This window comes from Prevotella communis (genome assembly GCF_022024175.1).
In the GTDB taxonomy this organism is placed as follows: Bacteria; Bacteroidota; Bacteroidia; order Bacteroidales; family Bacteroidaceae; genus Prevotella; species Prevotella communis.
The window spans coordinates 2,691,783-2,708,778 of sequence record NZ_CP091794.1 but is presented as its reverse complement, the minus strand read 5'-3'; the positions used below and the strand labels follow the sequence as shown (position 1 = coordinate 2,708,778).

Below are 16,996 nucleotides of genomic sequence, written 5' to 3'. Positions count from 1 at the left end.
AATCTCAGATGTGTTGAAAGAACAGAATCCTCCTACAGCTGTGGAGGATTCTGATTCTATAATATGAGAGTCTTATTTCTTAATAACCTTCTTGCCATTCTGGATGAACATACCTTTTGCAGGAGCAGCGATACGCTGACCGTTGAGGTTGTAATAAACACTCTGGCCATAGGTAGCCTTCATTGAGGTAATACCAGTAGTTGTAGCTACTTTCAGAGTCGTAGTCGTGTAAGGCTTCTCTGCAGTGAATGCATCCAGTTCTGCATTGGTCATCTCTGCATGGATAGCCTCTTGTGCAGTCAGGAAGGTGAATACACCGTTGTTGGCGGTATAGTCCGTTCCCTCTACAAGAGCAGTACCTTCTGCGTTCTTCCAAGTAAATACTGTAGCAGTCTCTCCGAGCTTAGCCTGTGAAGAGAGGTCTACAGTCTCACCCACGTTGATGCTCTCTGCAATAGCATAAGGCTGCTGAGCCTGAGCTTTGGTGTATGTTGATGCATAGGTCACTGTCTTCGCCTTGCTTTTTAGTTCATAAAGTTCATTGAGTGGTAAGGCATTTCCATCAGCCCAGATTTGTCCAATCTTGCCAGGGAGAACAATGTTTGCAGCCTTGCTGATGTTGTTGTCACGAAGACGAAGATAAGTACCAGAGAAAGTCTTGAAACCACTCAAGTTAATACCTGTTAGGTTGTTTCCACCAAACTGAATGGTGTGATTCTTAACGGTGTTTTCACCAAAGGTTACACTTGTCAATTCATTATTCAGAACAGTGAAAGTCTTGATAAGTGGGTTGTTGGTGAAGTCAAGTGTCTTCAACTTGTTTCCACTAAGTACTACCGATGTCAACTTTGTGTTCTTTGACAGGTCAATAGAGGTAAGCTTACCGGTATTCTTACTATTTGAGATGTCAATGTTTGTCAGTTCTGTATTAGCAGAAAGATTAATTGTTTCAAAGTCGTTTGCGCCAATATTTAACTTTGTTAGGGCTGTCAACTTACTGAGGTCTACAGTAGTCAGATTGTTTTGATGAATGTCCAACTCGGTAATTCCTGTGGCATCATTGAAGTTGATGCTGCTGATACCATCTGTTATCTCAGTTGCATCTTCAGCATACTTTGTGAAAGCCTGGAAGTAGTTGATTCCTTCACCATAGATTTTTACAGTACCACTTGGCGTCCCAGTGAAATCAAGTGCATTGTCCCAACCGTCGTAGGCAGCTGTGGCCTCTTTCTCATCTAAAGTTCCGTTACCCCAGTCAACCTTTACGGTACCAGCAGCGTTCAGTCCGATAGTGATAGTACGCTCTACGGCACCCGCTTCGAAAGTGATGGCGGGAGTCTCCTGTGCAACTGCAGTCAATACAACATTGACAAGCAGAGCCAACATAGTAAGTATATTCTTTTTCATAATGTTTTATTGTATTTTTTTATTTGATAACCTTACGTGTAACGCCGTTCTGACGAATGATATTCAGACCACGTGTAACCTTTGCTTGCTGACGACCGTCAAGAGAGAATACTTCAGAAACAGTATTGCTTGTGTTAACACTTGAAATACCGGTAGGATCCTGCTGAGGGAGAGTTACGCGGATAGCGTGAACATAGATGGTATATTTGTGGCAGTTCTGCAGCGCAAAGTAAACGGGCTCGTTGCTCACGAAGGTAACACCTGTGTTATAGCCGTTATTCAGAGACTCGATGCCCTCCCATTTCCATTGGCCAGCAATATGCAGTTGGCCAAATACAGATGCCTTGGCATAGATTGACTTTGTATCACCAGTCCAAGGATCGTTGCCTGTACTGTTGTCGTTATCAATGCTATTGTTGGGAGACAGCATCAGTGTGCGTCCAAGCATCTTGGCTTCTGATGAGAGAACCAGGCTGATAGTTGCGCATGAGGGCAGGTTGAGAACCAGGCAACCGCCATTCATAGACATCTGAGCTGAAGCTGGAGCCAGAGCAATACCACCTTTCAGTGCTGTCTCAGCATTAAATTCTTCGTCTCCGAATACGTAGCCACCTTCATCAGCTCCGAGTACGTCGGGATCTGCAACGGTCTCGGGATAGTCAGGGTTGATGTTGGCAAATGCCATTTGGATGGGTTTTCCGTTGGGATCAACGGTGTAGCCGTCCTCGTTGATGGTGCCTACATACTTGGCAATCTTCTCCTGAGTGTTCAGCCACAGCCAACCATCTGCATCGCAATCGGCTGCGTCAAACAAATTCTTTGTTTCCTGAGCGCTGGCATTCATCGTTGCAACGGCCAGCATGGCGAGTGTAACAATCTTTTTCATAATCTTTTTTTATTATCCTTTTTTGTTATTATAAGTATTTCAAATATTAAATCTCATTCCAGTCAGGGTTCTGGTCGAACTGCTGATACTTCACCTCGCTCCAGGGGATAGGCAGGTAGTACTGCTTGAGCTGGAAGATGTAATTGGCACTGGCACGACGGTCAATGTTGCTAACTTGATACTTTGTGGTGCCTTTAGTAACCGTGATGGTTATTTTCTTCAGAGGATTGGTAGAGCCATTGCGCTTCTGATAGACGGTGCCCAGACGGAACATATCCCAGTAGGTGCTCTCCTCGAATGCCAGTTCCACACGACGCTCATTGAGAATCTGGTCGATAGTGATAGTAGGCAGGGCATCCATGTGGACACGCTGGCGGATATCGTTGACCTGTGCACGTGCTTCCTCTGTATAACCCAGATTGAACAGCACCTCGGCATAGTCGAGCTTTGCCTCTGCCAGTCGCCAGATGATATAATTCTGCTTTGAGGCATAGGTATCGTTGTTGTCGATGTTTTGTGTCTCGTCAACGAACTTACCCATATAATAGCCTGTAAGGGTATAGCCGGCTGTGGTAGATGTACCGTAGGGCTGGAGGTCTGTTCCTGCTACGCCGTCGGTGGTGTGCATGTTGAGCGTCTGACCTTTATATACAGAGCCGTCATAGAGGATGTTGGCATAGAAACGGTAGTCCAGGTTGTCGTAGGGATGGTTGGCATCGTAGGTTGCACCATCGCGCATGCCGTATTCCAGCACATGGTTATGCGTGGGGGTGTAGGCACAATAGGTACCTGTGAGTGATGGGGGTGCGGCATAGCGGTCCAGACGGTGTCCGAACTTGTTGGCATAGTCGCCATCATCAGAATGCTGCACCTCCAGGATGCTCTCCTTGCTATTCTTGGTGAGGAATATCTGGCGATACTCGTTCTTGATGCCATCTTGTGTAGTGGCTGCGATAGGAATCAGCTCGTAGGCATTGAGCGCAAAGAGGTCCTCGTAGGCTGCCTTGGCTTTCTCCAGCATGTTCTGACGCTGATTGTCCGTGAAGCCTAGGTATGACTTTGAATTGTCCTGATAAACCTCGCTGGCTGCCCAGAGATAAGCTTTTGCCTTGAGCATGAGGGCAGCACCGCGCGTCACGCGACCTGCTTCAGAGGACGATTGTGTGACGGGTAGGATGCGAGCTGCTTCGTCGGCCTCTTTCACAATGAAATCAAGCATCTCTGTATAGCTGGCACGAGGTGTGCGCTCAGCATTCTTCAGGGGATCGATGGTGTGATCGATGAGGGGTACACCACCAAAACTGCGCCACAGCATATAATAATAGTATGCGCGGAAGAAATGGGCCTCGCCATTGATGCGCTCACGCAGGGTAGCATCGCTAATGCGGTTGCTATTCTCAAAGAAGGCGTTGATATACTGTATCTGTGTGTAGTCGTTTGTCCACAGATTCTCTGCATAGTCGGTCAGCGTCTTCTCATTGCCTTTGAGCATATCGCTATAGCCTGAGTTGAGCCAGTCTTTCTTGCTGATGGTAATCTGGTCACCAAGCCAGGGAAGGAAATAGCGCGACATGGAGCCGAATCCTGACGAGGTGAAGATAAAGTTGTTGAAACCGTTGTTCATATTGCGGTACCACGTGTTTACATATTCATCGAGCAGCATGGAGTTGGTCCAGACATCTTTCTCTGAAATCTGGTTCATGGGCGCGTCGTCAAACAGACTGTTACAGCCGGTAACAGACAGCGAGAGCAGGGCACCTATGATATAAGTATATAGTTTCTTCATCGTTATTTCTGTTTATGTGTTTAGAAACCTAAGTTCAGTGTGAGACCATAACTGCGCTGTATAGGATAGCCTCTGCTGGTTTGCTCTGGGTCCATATCGGTCAGGTCGGTCAGCGTGAAGAGGTTGCTTCCCTGAAGGGCAATACTAGCCGATGTGAGGTGGGCCTTCTTGATCAGCGCCTGGGGGAACTGGTAACCGATGTTGAGCATCTTGAGGCGCAGGAAATTACAGTTCTTTACCCAGAAGGTTGACTCCTTGCGGTTGTTGTCGCTGCTGGTAGCAAACTTTACTCGTGGATACTCGGCATTAGGGTTCTCTGGTGTCCAGGAGTCCGTGAGGTGATATCTCTGAAAACGCTGCAGGGTTCCGTTGTCCAGTGAGTAATACTCCTTGATATTCTTCTTGTAGCCAGTCTCGCCTTGGAAAAGGGCATTGATGAAGAATCCTTTGTATGAAGCACCCAGTCGTACGGCAATATCCATATCGGGATATGATGAGTTCTTCACGTAGATCATATCATTGACATCAATCTTATGGTCATCGTTCTGGTCCACATACTTGATGTCGCCAGGAGCAATAGAGGTGTTGCCCTGTCCGTCCTGGTCGGCCCAGCCGTCAATTTCTTCCTGACTCTGGAAGAGTCCGCTGGCTTCATACATTGTCCACACCATGCTGGGCATACCCTTACGGCGCAGATTGGCATTCTGTGCACTCTCGTCACCGAAGTCAAGATACTCGTCGTCGGTCTTCGACAGTACCACACCGACATTATACTTGAACTTGCCAATCGTGTTGCGGTGGTTGATGCTGAGATCCCATCCCCATGCCTTCAGCTCAGAGAAGTTCAGATTGGGCACGTTACCGCTGACACCGATTGAGGGCGGATAGAGATAGTCGGGTGCTGCTGTAATCTTGTCAGTCTCATAACGCCAGAAATACTCGGCAGAGATACCGATGCGACCACCCCAGAAACCAAGGTCGAGGGCCAGGTTGTAGTCGTGGGTCTTACCCCATGTGAGGTCGGCATTTGGATTGCCGTTCATCTGGATACCAGGACGGTAGTTGCCGCCAATGGTATAGCCGGAGCGTGGCACCTCCATATAGGTCTTCAGATAACTATAGGCAGCTGCCACTCCATCGTTGCCTAACCATCCGGTTGAGGCTCTCAACTTGGCATTGGTGAGCACCGACTGGTTCCAGTGACGGAAGAAGGGCTCGTTGCTGATGACCCATGCACCAGAGATAGAAGGGAAGAATCCCCAACGTTTTGAGGGAGCGAAATTATTAGAGCCGTCAACACGGAAGCTGAACTCCACGAAATAACGGTTGTCATAGCCATACTTGGCACGTCCGATGAGTGATGCACGCTGATTCCTGCTCTCATTACCTGTAAGCGTCTTGTCGCCCAGGGCTGTTCCCATTGTCTCAGGATAGATACCCTTGTCCTGATTGGTACCTTCCATATAGAGCGTATGGGTGCGCTGGTAGTTGGCCACCAGTGTTCCCTCCACGTCATGCTTGGCATTGAAGGTCCTGTTGTAGTTCAGGCCAACCTCGTATATCTGACTGTCGAAGAACTGGTCGTACTGGCTTAGAGAGACCTTGGCTGTGGGATATACCGTGTTGGGATCAGGACTGTAGCTGTCTGTCGTGGCGTCATAGGTATATAGCGTCACAGGTTTGCTGAAGGTCTTGCGTACCTGACTGTTATCATCGAAGGTACCTCTTGCATAGGCGTTCAGGCCTTTCACCCAGGGTATTTCCCAGTTAAGGGTGGCTGTGATAGCCTGCATCTTGAAGTTGTCCTGTCTGTAGCCGCCCAGCCCTAAGATATTGATGAGGGGGTTACTGCCATCGGCACTGGCCAGTTCGCCATTGGTGAAACGGAGCACCTGAACAGGCGAGAAGCTGTAGGCTGCATCAACCGTGGTATAACTGGAATTCTTCGCATTGGTGCGTGAACCGTTGAAATCGAGCGAGAGAACCAGTCCCTTGGCAAGCGTGGCATCCAGTTTCGCCATATAGTTCAGTCGCTGACGGCCCACACCGCTATAGATACCCTTGGTGTCGGCATAGCCAAATGACATATAGTACTTCACTGCATCGCTGCCACCAGAGGCTGATAGGCTGTGGGTGGTTGACCAACCTGTCTTGTCGAGGTAGTCGAGCATATTCTCGTCACCATAGACGTTGGGATTGCTGTGTGTGCGGATCTCTTCGAGCTGGGCATCCGTATAGGGTGTCAGGGCAGAGCCACTATTCTCGATAGCCTGATTGCGCAACTTGGCAAACTCATAAGCATTCAGAAAGTCGGGTAGGTGAGTGGCCTCTTGCAGATTAAACTGTCCGCGGTAGTTCAGGTGCAGCTTCTGCTTACCATTTGCACGCTTGGTCTGCACAAGGATGACACCATTGGCAGCACGGGCACCATAGACAGCTGCAGCTGCAGCGTCCTTCAGTACGGTGACACTCTCGATATCATCGGGGTTAAGGTCGCTCAGGCGCATCTCACCATCGCTGGTGTTTGTACCGAAGCGGGGCACACCGTCGATTACCAGCAGTGGGTTACTGTTGATACCACGTACATGGAGGTCTGCCTCACGAGCCGAACTGGGGTCGCCTGTTGACTGCATCACCTGCAGACCGGCTACCTGTCCTACCAATGCCTGGTCGAGATTGGTGGTCGGCATCATCAGCAGGTCCTCTGCCTTGATGGTCTCTACAGATCCTGTGAGGGCGGCTTTCTTCTGCAAACCATAGCCCACCACAACTACTTCATCAAGATTCTGTGCATCGTCTTCCATCTTGATGCTTACTTGGGTCTGTCCTTCGCTAAGCGTCAGTTGCTTGGTCTTGTAACCGATGAAGGAGATCACTAAGGTGCGTGTCTGTTCACTGGGAGCAATAGAAAAAGTTCCGTCAACGGCAGTGATGGTAGCTTCTTTCGTTTCTTTCCACCTTACTTGTGCGCCAATGACGGGCTCGTTACCGCCATCGACTACCTTACCTGTCACTTTCTGTTGAGCAAACAGTGAGGTGACGGAGAAGGTCAGGAACGCTAATAAAAATAGAATGCGTTTCAACTTTATTTATTCTTTAGTTTCTCAATTTGTAGTATCTGATAGTCGTAGAAGTCGCGCGTGCTTCCTGTTGACTGATTACGATAGACGCGGTACTTCTGCAGTACGCGGTTCAGGCGTCCGGTCATGATGGCACCCAGCTGACTGGCAGAGAGTGATGCTGTGCCCAGGTTAATACGTACAAAGCTGTTGTCGCCTGCCATGCTGCACCAATGGTCCTCTTCCTGCATGGGTTCATCAGCAAATGAAGATGATGAAGAGCTTGTCTTTGCTTTCAGGCCGGAGTTGTTCATCATCAGTGTGATGGCACTTCCCTGCAGGTCCTGTTCTGCCTGTGAGAGTTTTCCACCCTGAGGTGCCTTGAAGAGCTCATTTGTCAGGTCGTCCAGATAGTTGTCCAACTGATAACATTCTGCGGCGTTGGTCTCGCCTCCCTCTTTGATACGATAGAGAGTTGGTGAACTGAACAAGGAGTTGACAATCGTGGTTCTCAACTTGTCGTTGACGTTCATGTCGAGCTCCAGTTTTGAGATAATGGAAGAGGGGGTCAGCCAGTTGTTATAGGTGCGTGCCTGACTGAGCAGCCATTTCATGGCCTGCTTCTGCTTGGCCTTGCCAATATAGTGCTTGCCGGTGGCCTTGCCGTCGCCTTGTCTGATTTCCTCGAAACGGATACCTCCGATATAGGGGATGACGTGACGGATATAGCGGGTGTACTGAGTTGTTACCTGACGATAGACTTTCTCAGTCTCATCATAGCGCTCTCCTTTCTCCATGGTCCAGTTGAGCAGGTTCTTCATGAGCACCTTCAGGTTGGCAATACCAAGGTCGCTGGCCTTGATGTGGTCATCACCCAGGTCTTCCGTCTGGTCGGTGGGGTCGATGGTAGCAATCACCTGCTGGGCACCAAACTCATACATGGGGTCGCCAGCGTGTTCCTGAATCCATGCTTCAAGGGTAGGCTTCTCATCCTCGGGCTTCTGAATATTGGGAAGCAACTGATAGCCCCAGTGGATGGCATGAATGTCATAGACACCGAGGTCGGGAGGCGTGAGCTTGACGCCACGCTCCAAATCGCCAGGCTGTGCCACGTAGTTATTACGGGCATAGTCCATGATACTTGGCGTGGTACCGTATTTCTGTGTGAATGAAGGGCTGCGCAGTGAGTCAACTGGGAACGAATAGCTGGCACCCATGTTGTGCATCAGTCCAAGGGTGTGGCCAACCTCATGTGAGGCGGCATATTTCATGGACTCCTTCATCAGGTCGTCGTCAAAGGTGACTGTTCTCACGCGCTTGTCTACAGTACCTGTCTGCACAAAACGCCAGTTGTGAAGCAATGATACAATATTATGATACCAGATGACGTCGGCTGCCAGAATCTCGCCCGTGCGTGGGTCTGTGTAGCTGGGGCCCATGGCATTGGCTGTTGATGTGGCGGCATACTTGAAACAGTTGTAGCGCATATCGTCCGGGTCGAAATTGGGATCGTTCTTGGGATAGTCCTTGGCAAGGATGGCATTCTTGAAACCAGCTTTCTCGAAAGCACGGTTCCACTCCATGATACCCTCCTTGATTGTAGAACGCCATTTCTCGGGGAAGGCAGAGTCTACATAGAAAACGATAGGACGGGCGGGTTCTACCAGTTCGCCACGGAAATAACGGTCGCGGTCTTCTTCGCGTGGCTCCAGGCGCCAGCGGTGAATATAGGTCTGGTCCTCGATACGGTCTTTGTTGGTAGAATAAACGTACTGGTCGCTATAGAAATAGCCCACGCGGTTGTCCTGCAGACGACGTGGCATGGGATCTTCGGGCAGTACAAATAGCGAACGGTGCATCATCAGCGTGTAGGGTTTCTGAATGGCGCCTGTGGTGTTGTATGTCAGCATGCTCTTTATCTCGATGTTCTTCTCGAAGGCCTTTACCTCGCTGATACCTGATGCGTCAGACACAAATGTGCCTTTCAGACCATTGTCGCTACCCAGCAGTTTGCTGACGGGGTTTGACTCCTTGATAGGACTGATGCATTTCTCGTTGCCGCCAAAGAATGAGGTCACGTCAATGACAACGTTCTTGCCATTGGTAGCCGTAATCTTAAAGGCCTTCAGGATGGGATGCAGGAAATTCTTCTGGAACGAAGAGGCCATGGGGTCTCCCTTAACAACCATATCCATATACTGCATCTTATGCAGGTAGACATTGCGCTCGTCTTTGGTGAAACAGATAAGGATAGGTGAGGTTGACATCTGACCTGCTACATAATCTTGTGTGTCGCTTGTAGCAGCCACACGACTGGACAACATGTAGGTGCGGTGGAAGGCTGTGTCGGGCATTTCAAACAGCAGCTTGCCTTCTTTTGATTTGTATATCACATTGAACAGACCTTGCATGGTCTTGCCGCCCTGAGTCGCTTTCTTATAGTCGGCATTCACAGAGTCTTTTTGTAAAACATTGGCAATTGCTGGGGTCTTCTTTTTCTTCTTTGCCATTGCATCTTGTGTTGATAATCCTGAAAAGAAGATGCTGGCTAACATAATGTAAAGATAGTATTTCTTCATTATAATATTAAATTTTATCTTTTTTCGGGGTGCAAAGTTACAAATAATCGAAGAAAATGCAAAATTTATTAATATTCTTTACTGATTTATGTCTATGGTGGGAATAAAAAAAAGCAAAATGTTTAATTTTGCTTTAGGAGGAAGTGGATATGTTTTAGTTTTCTTTCCAGAACGCACGGGTGAAGAGTACCAGTACGGCGACAATCTCCAGACGACCAACAAGCATGAGGAATGAACATAGCCATTTGATGCCATCGGAGAGGTCGGCCCATGACATCTGCGGGCCCATGTTGGTGTCAAGGCCTGCACCTACGTTACTGATGAGGCTCAAGGCGATGGTAAAGGAGTTGGTGATATCTATACCCGACACAATCATGATGGTGGCTACCAGCAGTAGGGCAAGGATATAGAGGGTGAAAAAGGCCAGAAGCGTGGTAAGACGGTTCTGGGGTATGCTCTGTCCTGACAGCTTGACGGGGAGTACGGCATTAGGATGCAGGATATGGCGGAACTCGTTACGCAGGACTTTCAGAAGCATCAGTACGCGGATACTCTTGAATCCACCCGTTGTACTGCCTGAACAGGCACCCATAAACATCAATACCATGAGGATAATCCATGTGAGATGAGGCCATGCGCCTGCATCGGTATTGCTCAGGCCGGTGGTGGTGATGAATGACACGACCTGGAACAGGGCCGAACGGAATGCTTCCTCGAAGTCGTAGTCTAAGCGGGTGAGCAACAGGTACATGATGAGTGCCGTAGCAATGAGTATGGTGATGATATACATCTTGAACTCAGAATTACGGAACAGACTGCCCATCTTCCACTTAATCAGTCCCATATATAATAAGGTGAAATTGATACCCGCCAGGAACTGGAACAGAATGGCCAGGTACTCAATGAGGGGTGATGCCAGGAAGATGGTGCCGTTATGGGTTGAGAAACCGCCTGTGGCAGTTGTTGACATGGAGTAGTTGGTAGCATCAAACCAATCCATGCCTGCCAACCAGAATGACAGGGCGCAGAGGATGGTGAGCAATACGTAGATGCTCCATATCCATTTTGCGGTCGTCGACAGGCGCGGGTGCATCTTTGAACGCATGGGTCCTGTGGCTTCTGCAGCAAACACTTTGACGCTACCGCCTACCAGCTGGGGTAACAGGGCTACGGTGAAGAACACGATTCCCAAACCTCCTATCCATTGCATCAATGAACGCCAGAAGAGCAGGCCGTGAGGCAGTGACTCAACATCGTCAATGACTGTAGCGCCAGTCGTCGTAAAACCTGACATAGTCTCAAAATAGGCATTGGTGATGCTGGACATGGAGCCATGGATCAGGAAGGGGAACATGCCAAAGAACGAGAATACGACCCAGGTAAGGGTTACCACCACATACGCATCGCGACGACTCAGGGCGTTCTCTGCTTCATGCCCGAAAAACAGGAATATAAACGCACCTCCAAACGTCAGTATCGTAGATGCCATAAAAGCCAGTTCGTCGTCTTCATGAAATGAAAAAGCCATAGCCAGACAGCAGGCCATGAAAAAGGCTTCAATGAAGAGCAACGAGCCCAGGATCTTTGATATGATGCGGAAGTTGATCAATTTGAACTTTTTTCGTTATGACATTACTCGAATAAACAACTTTACCAGAGGAGGGACTTCTTGAAGTATTTCTCTGCTTTGTCGAGTTGATGTTTATGGCAGAACACCATGACGGAATCGCCTGGCGTTATCTGTGTGTTACCATTCACGAGGATTCCCTTGCCGTCGCGCACCAGACCACCAATGGTGATGCCAAATGGCAGTCCAAGGTCTTTTACAGGCTTTCTTGTCACCTTCGAATCCTCGGCTGCTACAAATTCGGCCACGTCGGCCTCAACCATCATCAGCGAACGCATGTTCCTGACGTCGGCTTTCATCATCATCTGGAAGATATGGCTTGCGGCTACGGTCTTCTTGTTGATAATCGTGCCGATGTCAAGTCCTTCCGCCATGCTGACGTAATCCAGGTTCTCGACCATGGCAACCGTCTTGCGTACGCCCAGTTTCTTGGCTGTCAGACATGCCAGGATATTGGTCTCGGCATTACCTGTCAGGGCTACAAATGCCTGAGTGTGCTTGATGCCTTCTTCGTTAAGCAGTCCCAGGTCGCGTCCGTCACCATGAATCACCATGGCATCATTGGAAGCGAGTAGCTGGTTGAGTCGTTCACAACGGGCTGCGTCAATCTCGATGATCTTGGCGTTCATGTAATCGGGCATGGTGAGTGCTGCCCTGACAGCCGTCTTTCCGCCGCCCATGATGATGACGTTGTGCACGTCCTCGTAGTGTTCCTTGCCTACAATCTTCCGGATATAGGGAATATACTCGCTGGTGGTCATGAAATAAGCCAGGTCATGAAGCTGTAATTCATCCATACCACCAGGGATAATCGTGTCGTTATTGCGCTTGATGGCTACAATATGGTAAGGGTCGTCAGGACCGCAGAGGTCTTTCAGCGGCTGGTTGAGGATTTCGCATCCCTCGCGCAACTTGATGCCCAGCAGCACCAATGCACCGTCGTGCACATCCCAGCGCTGGCGAACCCACGACAGTTTCAGACCGTTGATGATGTCGGTGGCAGCCAGAACCTCCGGATATACAAGTGAGTCGATACCTAAATCATGAAAGAAAGGCAGATTCTGCGGCGACAGGTATTCGTAGTTGTCAATACGCGCAACCGTCTTCTTGGCACCTAAGGCATGAGCCAGTGTGCAGGCCGTGATATTACGGCTTTCATAACGGGTTACGCCTACAAAGAGGTCTGCGCTGCCTACACCGGCATCTTTCAATGTCTTGATGCTGGTTGGTGAGGCGTTGACGGCCATGATGTCGTAGTTCGAGTCCATGCCGCCCAGACGATCCTCGTCATCATCGATGAGTACACAGTCGTGATGCTCTGTAGAGAGCAACTTCGACAAATGTGTTCCTACGGCACCAGCGCCGGCAATGACTACTTTCATGATTTGAGGGTTTAGGTTTGTGAATTGAGTATTGCTTTCTTGATACTCTCATTATCGAGTCCAATAATCTCTCGCAGTTGGTCGATGGTGCCGTGTTCCACGAATTGGTCAGGCAGTCCCATGCGAGTAACTTTGACGTCGTAGTCGTGGTCGCTCATCCATTCCAGTACGGCAGTGCCCAGTCCGCCTTTGCGTACACCGTTCTCCACGGTAACGATACGACGGAATTTCTTTCCCACTTCGTGTAGGATATCCTCGTCAAGTGGCTTCAGGAAGCGCATGTCGTAATGGGCTACGGAGAGGTCCTTGATTTCATCAATCACCTTTGCTACGTCATTTCCCATCGGACCGATGGTGAGTACGGCAACATCGTCACCGTCGCGCAACTTACGACCGGTACCAATCTTGATTTCCTCAAACGGACAGCGCCAGTTGGTTAATACGCCGTTGCCGCGTGGATAGCGAATGACAAATGGTCCTTTCCCCTCGAGTTGTGCTGTATACATCAGGTTGCGCAACTCGTGCTCGTTCATGGGCGACGAGATGGTCAGGTTCGGAATAGGACGCAGGGCTGCCATATCGAAGGCACCATGATGTGTAGGTCCGTCTTCACCCACCAGTCCGGCACGGTCAAGACAGAGAACTACAGGCAGTTTCAGGATGGCTACGTCATGAATGATATTATCATAGGCGCGCTGAGCAAAGGCACTGTAGATATTACAGAAAGGGATGAGCCCGTCTTTCGCCATGCCTGCTGAGAATGTGACGGCATGACCTTCGGCAATACCTACGTCAAACATCCTGTCGGGCATCACCTTCATGGGAATATTCATAGAGCATCCCGTAGGCATGGCTGGTGTTACACCCACAATCTTTGGGTTAGCCTGAGCCAGTTCCAACAGGGTTTCACCAAATACATCCTGGAACTTGGGGGGCATTCCTTCTGTGTCGCCCTGAATCAGTTCGCCGGTATCTGGGTCGAACTTTCCTGGTGCATGCCATATGGGCTTGTAGTTTTCTGCAGGTGCATAGCCATGTCCCTTCTGTGTATGAAGATGCAGCAGCTTAGGACCTTTCATGTCCTTCAGTTGTCTGAGGATACGTACCAGTTCCTTGACGTTATGTCCGTCGTAGGGGCCGAAATAGCGGATATTCATGCCCTCGAAGATATTCTGCTGCTCTGAAATGGCACTCTTCACGGCATTGGCCAAGCGGATGATTCCCTTCTTGCGTCCCTCTGTCAGCAGTCCTTGTTCTACCAGCCATTTTGATGCCTTATAGCGCAGGGAATTGTAGGTCTTGTTGGTGCTCAGTCTCAACAGATACTCCTTCATGCCTCCAACAGAACGGTCGATAGACATGTCGTTGTCGTTAAGGATAATGAGGAGGTCATTGGGTGAGCTGGATACGTTGTTCAGACCCTCGAAAGCGAGTCCGCCACTCATGGCGCCGTCGCCAATAACAGCCACAACATTGTAGTTGCCTTTTGAGGCTACTGCCATACCAAGTGCTGCAGAGATGCTATTGGAAGCATGGCCACAGATAAATGAATCGTATTCGCTCTCTTCCGGTGTAGGGAAGGGGCGGATACCATGTAATTTGCGGTTTGTGTCAAAATTATCGCGACGCCCTGTCAGAATCTTGTGACCATAGGCTTGATGGCCTACGTCCCAAACAATACGGTCCTGAGGCGTATTGAATACGTAATGCAGTGCGACAGTCAGTTCCACAACGCCAAGGCTCGAGGCAAGATGACCGGGGTTGACAGACAATTCCTGTATGATGTCTTCCCGCAGTTCTTTGCACAATTGCGGCAATAATTCGGGCTTAACAAGGCGCAACTGACTAGGACTGTCGATGGTTTTCAGTATTTTAAGATCCTTATGTTCCACGGTTTGATTTTAATCATTTGGGGGACAAAGTTACAAAGATTCGGGGATATATCAAAAAGAAACCTTGTTTTTTTTGGTTGTTACATAATTAATTCATAAATTTGCACTCAAAAGCTAACCCTAAACAAAAGAAATGAAGTACATCACCCTGCCTGACACTATTGAAAGGCGCCTTTCATTTTACCTGGCAATGGAAGAATATATCGCCCGTCATATAGACGAAGACGATTGTTTTTTTATGTGGCAGGTACAGCCCAGTGTCATATTCGGGCGTCATCAGGTGGCTGAAAACGAGGTAAACTTTGATTACTGCAAACAGCATGGTATCCAGGTGTACCGCCGGAAGAGTGGGGGAGGCTGCGTGTATGCAGACAAGGATAATGTGATGTTCTCGTATGTGACGAAAGAGGAAAACGTAGGACTGACATTCAACCGGTTCGTAAACATGCTGTTGCTCGTGCTTAGAAAACTGGGCGTTGAGGCAACAGGTACGACGCATAATGACGTGATGATTGGCGACAGGAAGGTGAGTGGTACGGCTTACTATCATCTGCCAGGCCACAGTATCGTACATGCCACGATGCTCTATGATACCAATATGGAGCATATGCTCAATGCCATTACGCCCGGCCCTGAGAAACTGCAGGCAAAGGGCATACAGAGTGTGCGTCAGCGCATCACCTTATTAAAGGATTATATCCCCCTGACCCTTGAAGAGTTTAAATCGTTCGTCAGGACAACGCTGTGTGAGGGTGAACGGATGCTGACTCCGGAAGAGGTGAAGGGTATAGAAGAGCTGGAGCAGACCTATTTGCGTGAGGACTTTGTAAAACTAATTAAATCATAAACGTTCATTTACTATGGGAATTAAAACAGAACCAGTCAGAAGAGACAAACGTACGTGCCTGTATGAAAGACATGTGGCGTTGGGGGCTACAATGGTATCTTTCGGTGGCTTTGACATGCCACTCCTTTATCAGTATGCTGGTATCGCACCAGAGCATATGGCTGTTCGCGAACATGCCGGACTCTTTGATGTGTCGCATATGGGAGAAGTGACCGTCAAGGGACCTGATGCCGAACGTTACGTGCAACATATTTTTACGAACGATATAGCCCATGCACCGGTAGGTAAGATCTATTATGGCATGATGTGCTACGAGAATGGCGGTACTGTTGATGACTTGCTCGTCTACAAGATGGCAGAGAATGATTTCTTTCTGGTCATCAATGCTGCAAATATCGATAAGGACTGGGCCTGGATGCAACAGAATGCCAAAGGCTTTGATATTGATCTGCAGAACCGTAGCGACTATTATGGACAGATAGCGTTGCAAGGTCCGGAGGCCGAACATATCATGGAGACGGTCCTGAACCTGCCGTGTAGCGAACTGGCTTTCTATACCGTGAAGACGATAGGCGATGTCATCGTGTCGCGTACGGGATATACAGGTGAGGACGGCTTTGAGGTCTATGCCTCTCATGAGTACATCCAACAGTGTTGGGATAAGCTGATTGACGCTGGCGTTCAGGCCTGTGGCCTGGGCTGTCGTGATACCTTGCGCTTTGAGGTGGGCTTGCCTCTTTACGGCGACGAACTCTCAGAGGATATCACTCCAATCATGGCCGGCCTGGGGATGTTTGTGAAACTTGATAAGGAGGAGTTTATCGGAAAGGATGCTCTGGCCCGGCAAAAGGCAGAGGGACCTGCCAGGAAACTCGTGGGTATTGAACTCCTTGACAGGGCAATACCTCGTCATGGCTATCCTGTCCTGAATATGGAAGGTGAACCTATTGGTGAGGTAACGACGGGTTATCATGGTATATCTGTTGATAAGAGTGTCTGTATGGCCTTGGTGGACGCACAATATGCTGCTTTGGGTACTGACCTCCAGATTCAGATACGTAAGAAGGTGTTCCCTGGCAAAGTGGTGAAGAAACAATTCTATAGCAAGAACTATAAAAAATAAATCTAAAAACTATAAAAACAATGGCAAAAGTAATTAAAGGACTCCTTTATAGTGAGTCGCATGAGTATGTGAAGGTTGAGGGAAATATCGGTTACGTTGGCATCAGCGATTATGCACAGCATGCCTTGGGTAATGTCGTATATGTTGACATGCCTGATGTTGACGATGAGGTTGAAGCCGGTTCGGAGTTTGGTGCCGTGGAAAGTGTGAAGGCTGCCAGCGATCTGATAGCGCCTGTTTCTGGTGTGGTGATTGAGGTCAACGAGAAATTGGATGACCAGCCCGAACTTATCAACCAGGACCCTTACGAGAATTGGATTATCAAGGTGGAGTTGAGTGATAAGACAGAACTCGACAGCCTGATGGAAGCAGATGCCTATGAGGCATTCTGTGAGAAATAACCATACA

General features: G+C 48.9%; 11 protein-coding genes. 3 read left to right on the top strand and 8 right to left on the bottom strand.

Annotated features, from left to right (window positions below):
• Nucleotides 1-72: 72 nt before the first annotated feature.
• The 8 genes from L6466_RS10980 to dxs form a co-directional block, all read right to left on the bottom strand.
• Complete coding sequence (locus tag L6466_RS10980) at nt 73-1,407, bottom strand: leucine-rich repeat domain-containing protein (protein ID WP_237812958.1); 1,335 nt, start codon at nt 1,405-1,407, stop codon at nt 73-75.
• Nucleotides 1,408-1,426: 19 nt separating this feature from the next.
• Nucleotides 1,427-2,293: a hypothetical protein gene (locus tag L6466_RS10975; RefSeq protein WP_237812957.1), complete on the bottom strand. Its 867-nt coding sequence runs from the start codon at nt 2,291-2,293 to the stop codon at nt 1,427-1,429.
• A 46-nt stretch (nt 2,294-2,339) separates the two neighbouring features.
• Nucleotides 2,340-4,079 carry a RagB/SusD family nutrient uptake outer membrane protein gene (locus L6466_RS10970; RefSeq protein ID WP_237812956.1) on the bottom strand — a complete coding sequence of 580 codons (1,740 nt, stop codon included), beginning with the start codon at nt 4,077-4,079 and terminating at the stop codon, nt 2,340-2,342.
• A 20-nt stretch (nt 4,080-4,099) separates the two neighbouring features.
• Entirely contained in the window at nt 4,100-7,162 is a 3,063-nt protein-coding gene (locus tag L6466_RS10965) for a SusC/RagA family TonB-linked outer membrane protein (protein ID WP_431356496.1), read from the bottom strand.
• A 2-nt stretch (nt 7,163-7,164) separates the two neighbouring features.
• The gene (locus L6466_RS10960) at nt 7,165-9,693 is read right to left on the bottom strand and encodes a zinc-dependent metalloprotease (RefSeq protein WP_431356521.1); all 2,529 of its coding nucleotides are present in this window, start codon (nt 9,691-9,693) and stop codon (nt 7,165-7,167) included.
• A 178-nt stretch (nt 9,694-9,871) separates the two neighbouring features.
• On the bottom strand, nt 9,872-11,326 hold the full coding sequence (locus tag L6466_RS10955) for a TrkH family potassium uptake protein (RefSeq protein WP_237812954.1): 1,455 nt from the start codon (nt 11,324-11,326) through the stop codon (nt 9,872-9,874).
• 41 nt (nt 11,327-11,367) lie between these two features.
• The gene (gene trkA / locus L6466_RS10950) at nt 11,368-12,726 is read right to left on the bottom strand and encodes a Trk system potassium transporter TrkA (protein ID WP_237802892.1); all 1,359 of its coding nucleotides are present in this window, start codon (nt 12,724-12,726) and stop codon (nt 11,368-11,370) included.
• An 11-nt stretch (nt 12,727-12,737) separates the two neighbouring features.
• On the bottom strand, nt 12,738-14,618 hold the full coding sequence (dxs, locus tag L6466_RS10945; protein ID WP_091852361.1) for a 1-deoxy-D-xylulose-5-phosphate synthase: 1,881 nt from the start codon (nt 14,616-14,618) through the stop codon (nt 12,738-12,740).
• Between the two features lie 133 nt (nt 14,619-14,751).
• Here dxs and L6466_RS10940 point away from each other — a divergent pair, with 133 nt between their 5' ends.
• The 3 genes from L6466_RS10940 to gcvH are packed head-to-tail and all read left to right on the top strand — an operon-like array spanning nt 14,752 to nt 16,989.
• Entirely contained in the window at nt 14,752-15,465 is a 714-nt protein-coding gene (locus L6466_RS10940) for a lipoate--protein ligase family protein (protein ID WP_091852364.1), read from the top strand.
• Nucleotides 15,466-15,478: 13 nt separating this feature from the next.
• Nucleotides 15,479-16,588 carry a glycine cleavage system aminomethyltransferase GcvT gene (gcvT, locus tag L6466_RS10935; protein ID WP_237812952.1) on the top strand — a complete coding sequence of 370 codons (1,110 nt, stop codon included), beginning with the start codon at nt 15,479-15,481 and terminating at the stop codon, nt 16,586-16,588.
• Nucleotides 16,589-16,608: 20 nt separating this feature from the next.
• A complete protein-coding gene (gene gcvH / locus L6466_RS10930; protein ID WP_091852370.1) occupies nt 16,609-16,989 on the top strand; it encodes a glycine cleavage system protein GcvH in 381 nt (126 codons plus the stop codon).
• Nucleotides 16,990-16,996 lie beyond the last annotated feature (7 nt).

What these genes read in the sequence shown, in the direction of transcription:
- L6466_RS10970 (WP_237812956.1), bottom strand. Translation starts at nt 4,079, where the DNA reads ATGAAGAAACTATATACTTATATCATAGGTGCCCTGCTCTCGCTGTCT.
- gcvT (WP_237812952.1), top strand. Translation starts at nt 15,479, where the DNA reads ATGGGAATTAAAACAGAACCAGTCAGAAGAGACAAACGTACGTGCCTG.
- L6466_RS10980 (WP_237812958.1), bottom strand. Translation starts at nt 1,407, where the DNA reads ATGAAAAAGAATATACTTACTATGTTGGCTCTGCTTGTCAATGTTGTA.
- gcvH (WP_091852370.1), top strand. Translation starts at nt 16,609, where the DNA reads ATGGCAAAAGTAATTAAAGGACTCCTTTATAGTGAGTCGCATGAGTAT.
- L6466_RS10940 (WP_091852364.1), top strand. Translation starts at nt 14,752, where the DNA reads ATGAAGTACATCACCCTGCCTGACACTATTGAAAGGCGCCTTTCATTT.
- L6466_RS10960 (WP_431356521.1), bottom strand. Translation starts at nt 9,693, where the DNA reads ATGTTAGCCAGCATCTTCTTTTCAGGATTATCAACACAAGATGCAATG.
- L6466_RS10975 (WP_237812957.1), bottom strand. Translation starts at nt 2,293, where the DNA reads ATGAAAAAGATTGTTACACTCGCCATGCTGGCCGTTGCAACGATGAAT.
- trkA (WP_237802892.1), bottom strand. Translation starts at nt 12,726, where the DNA reads ATGAAAGTAGTCATTGCCGGCGCTGGTGCCGTAGGAACACATTTGTCG.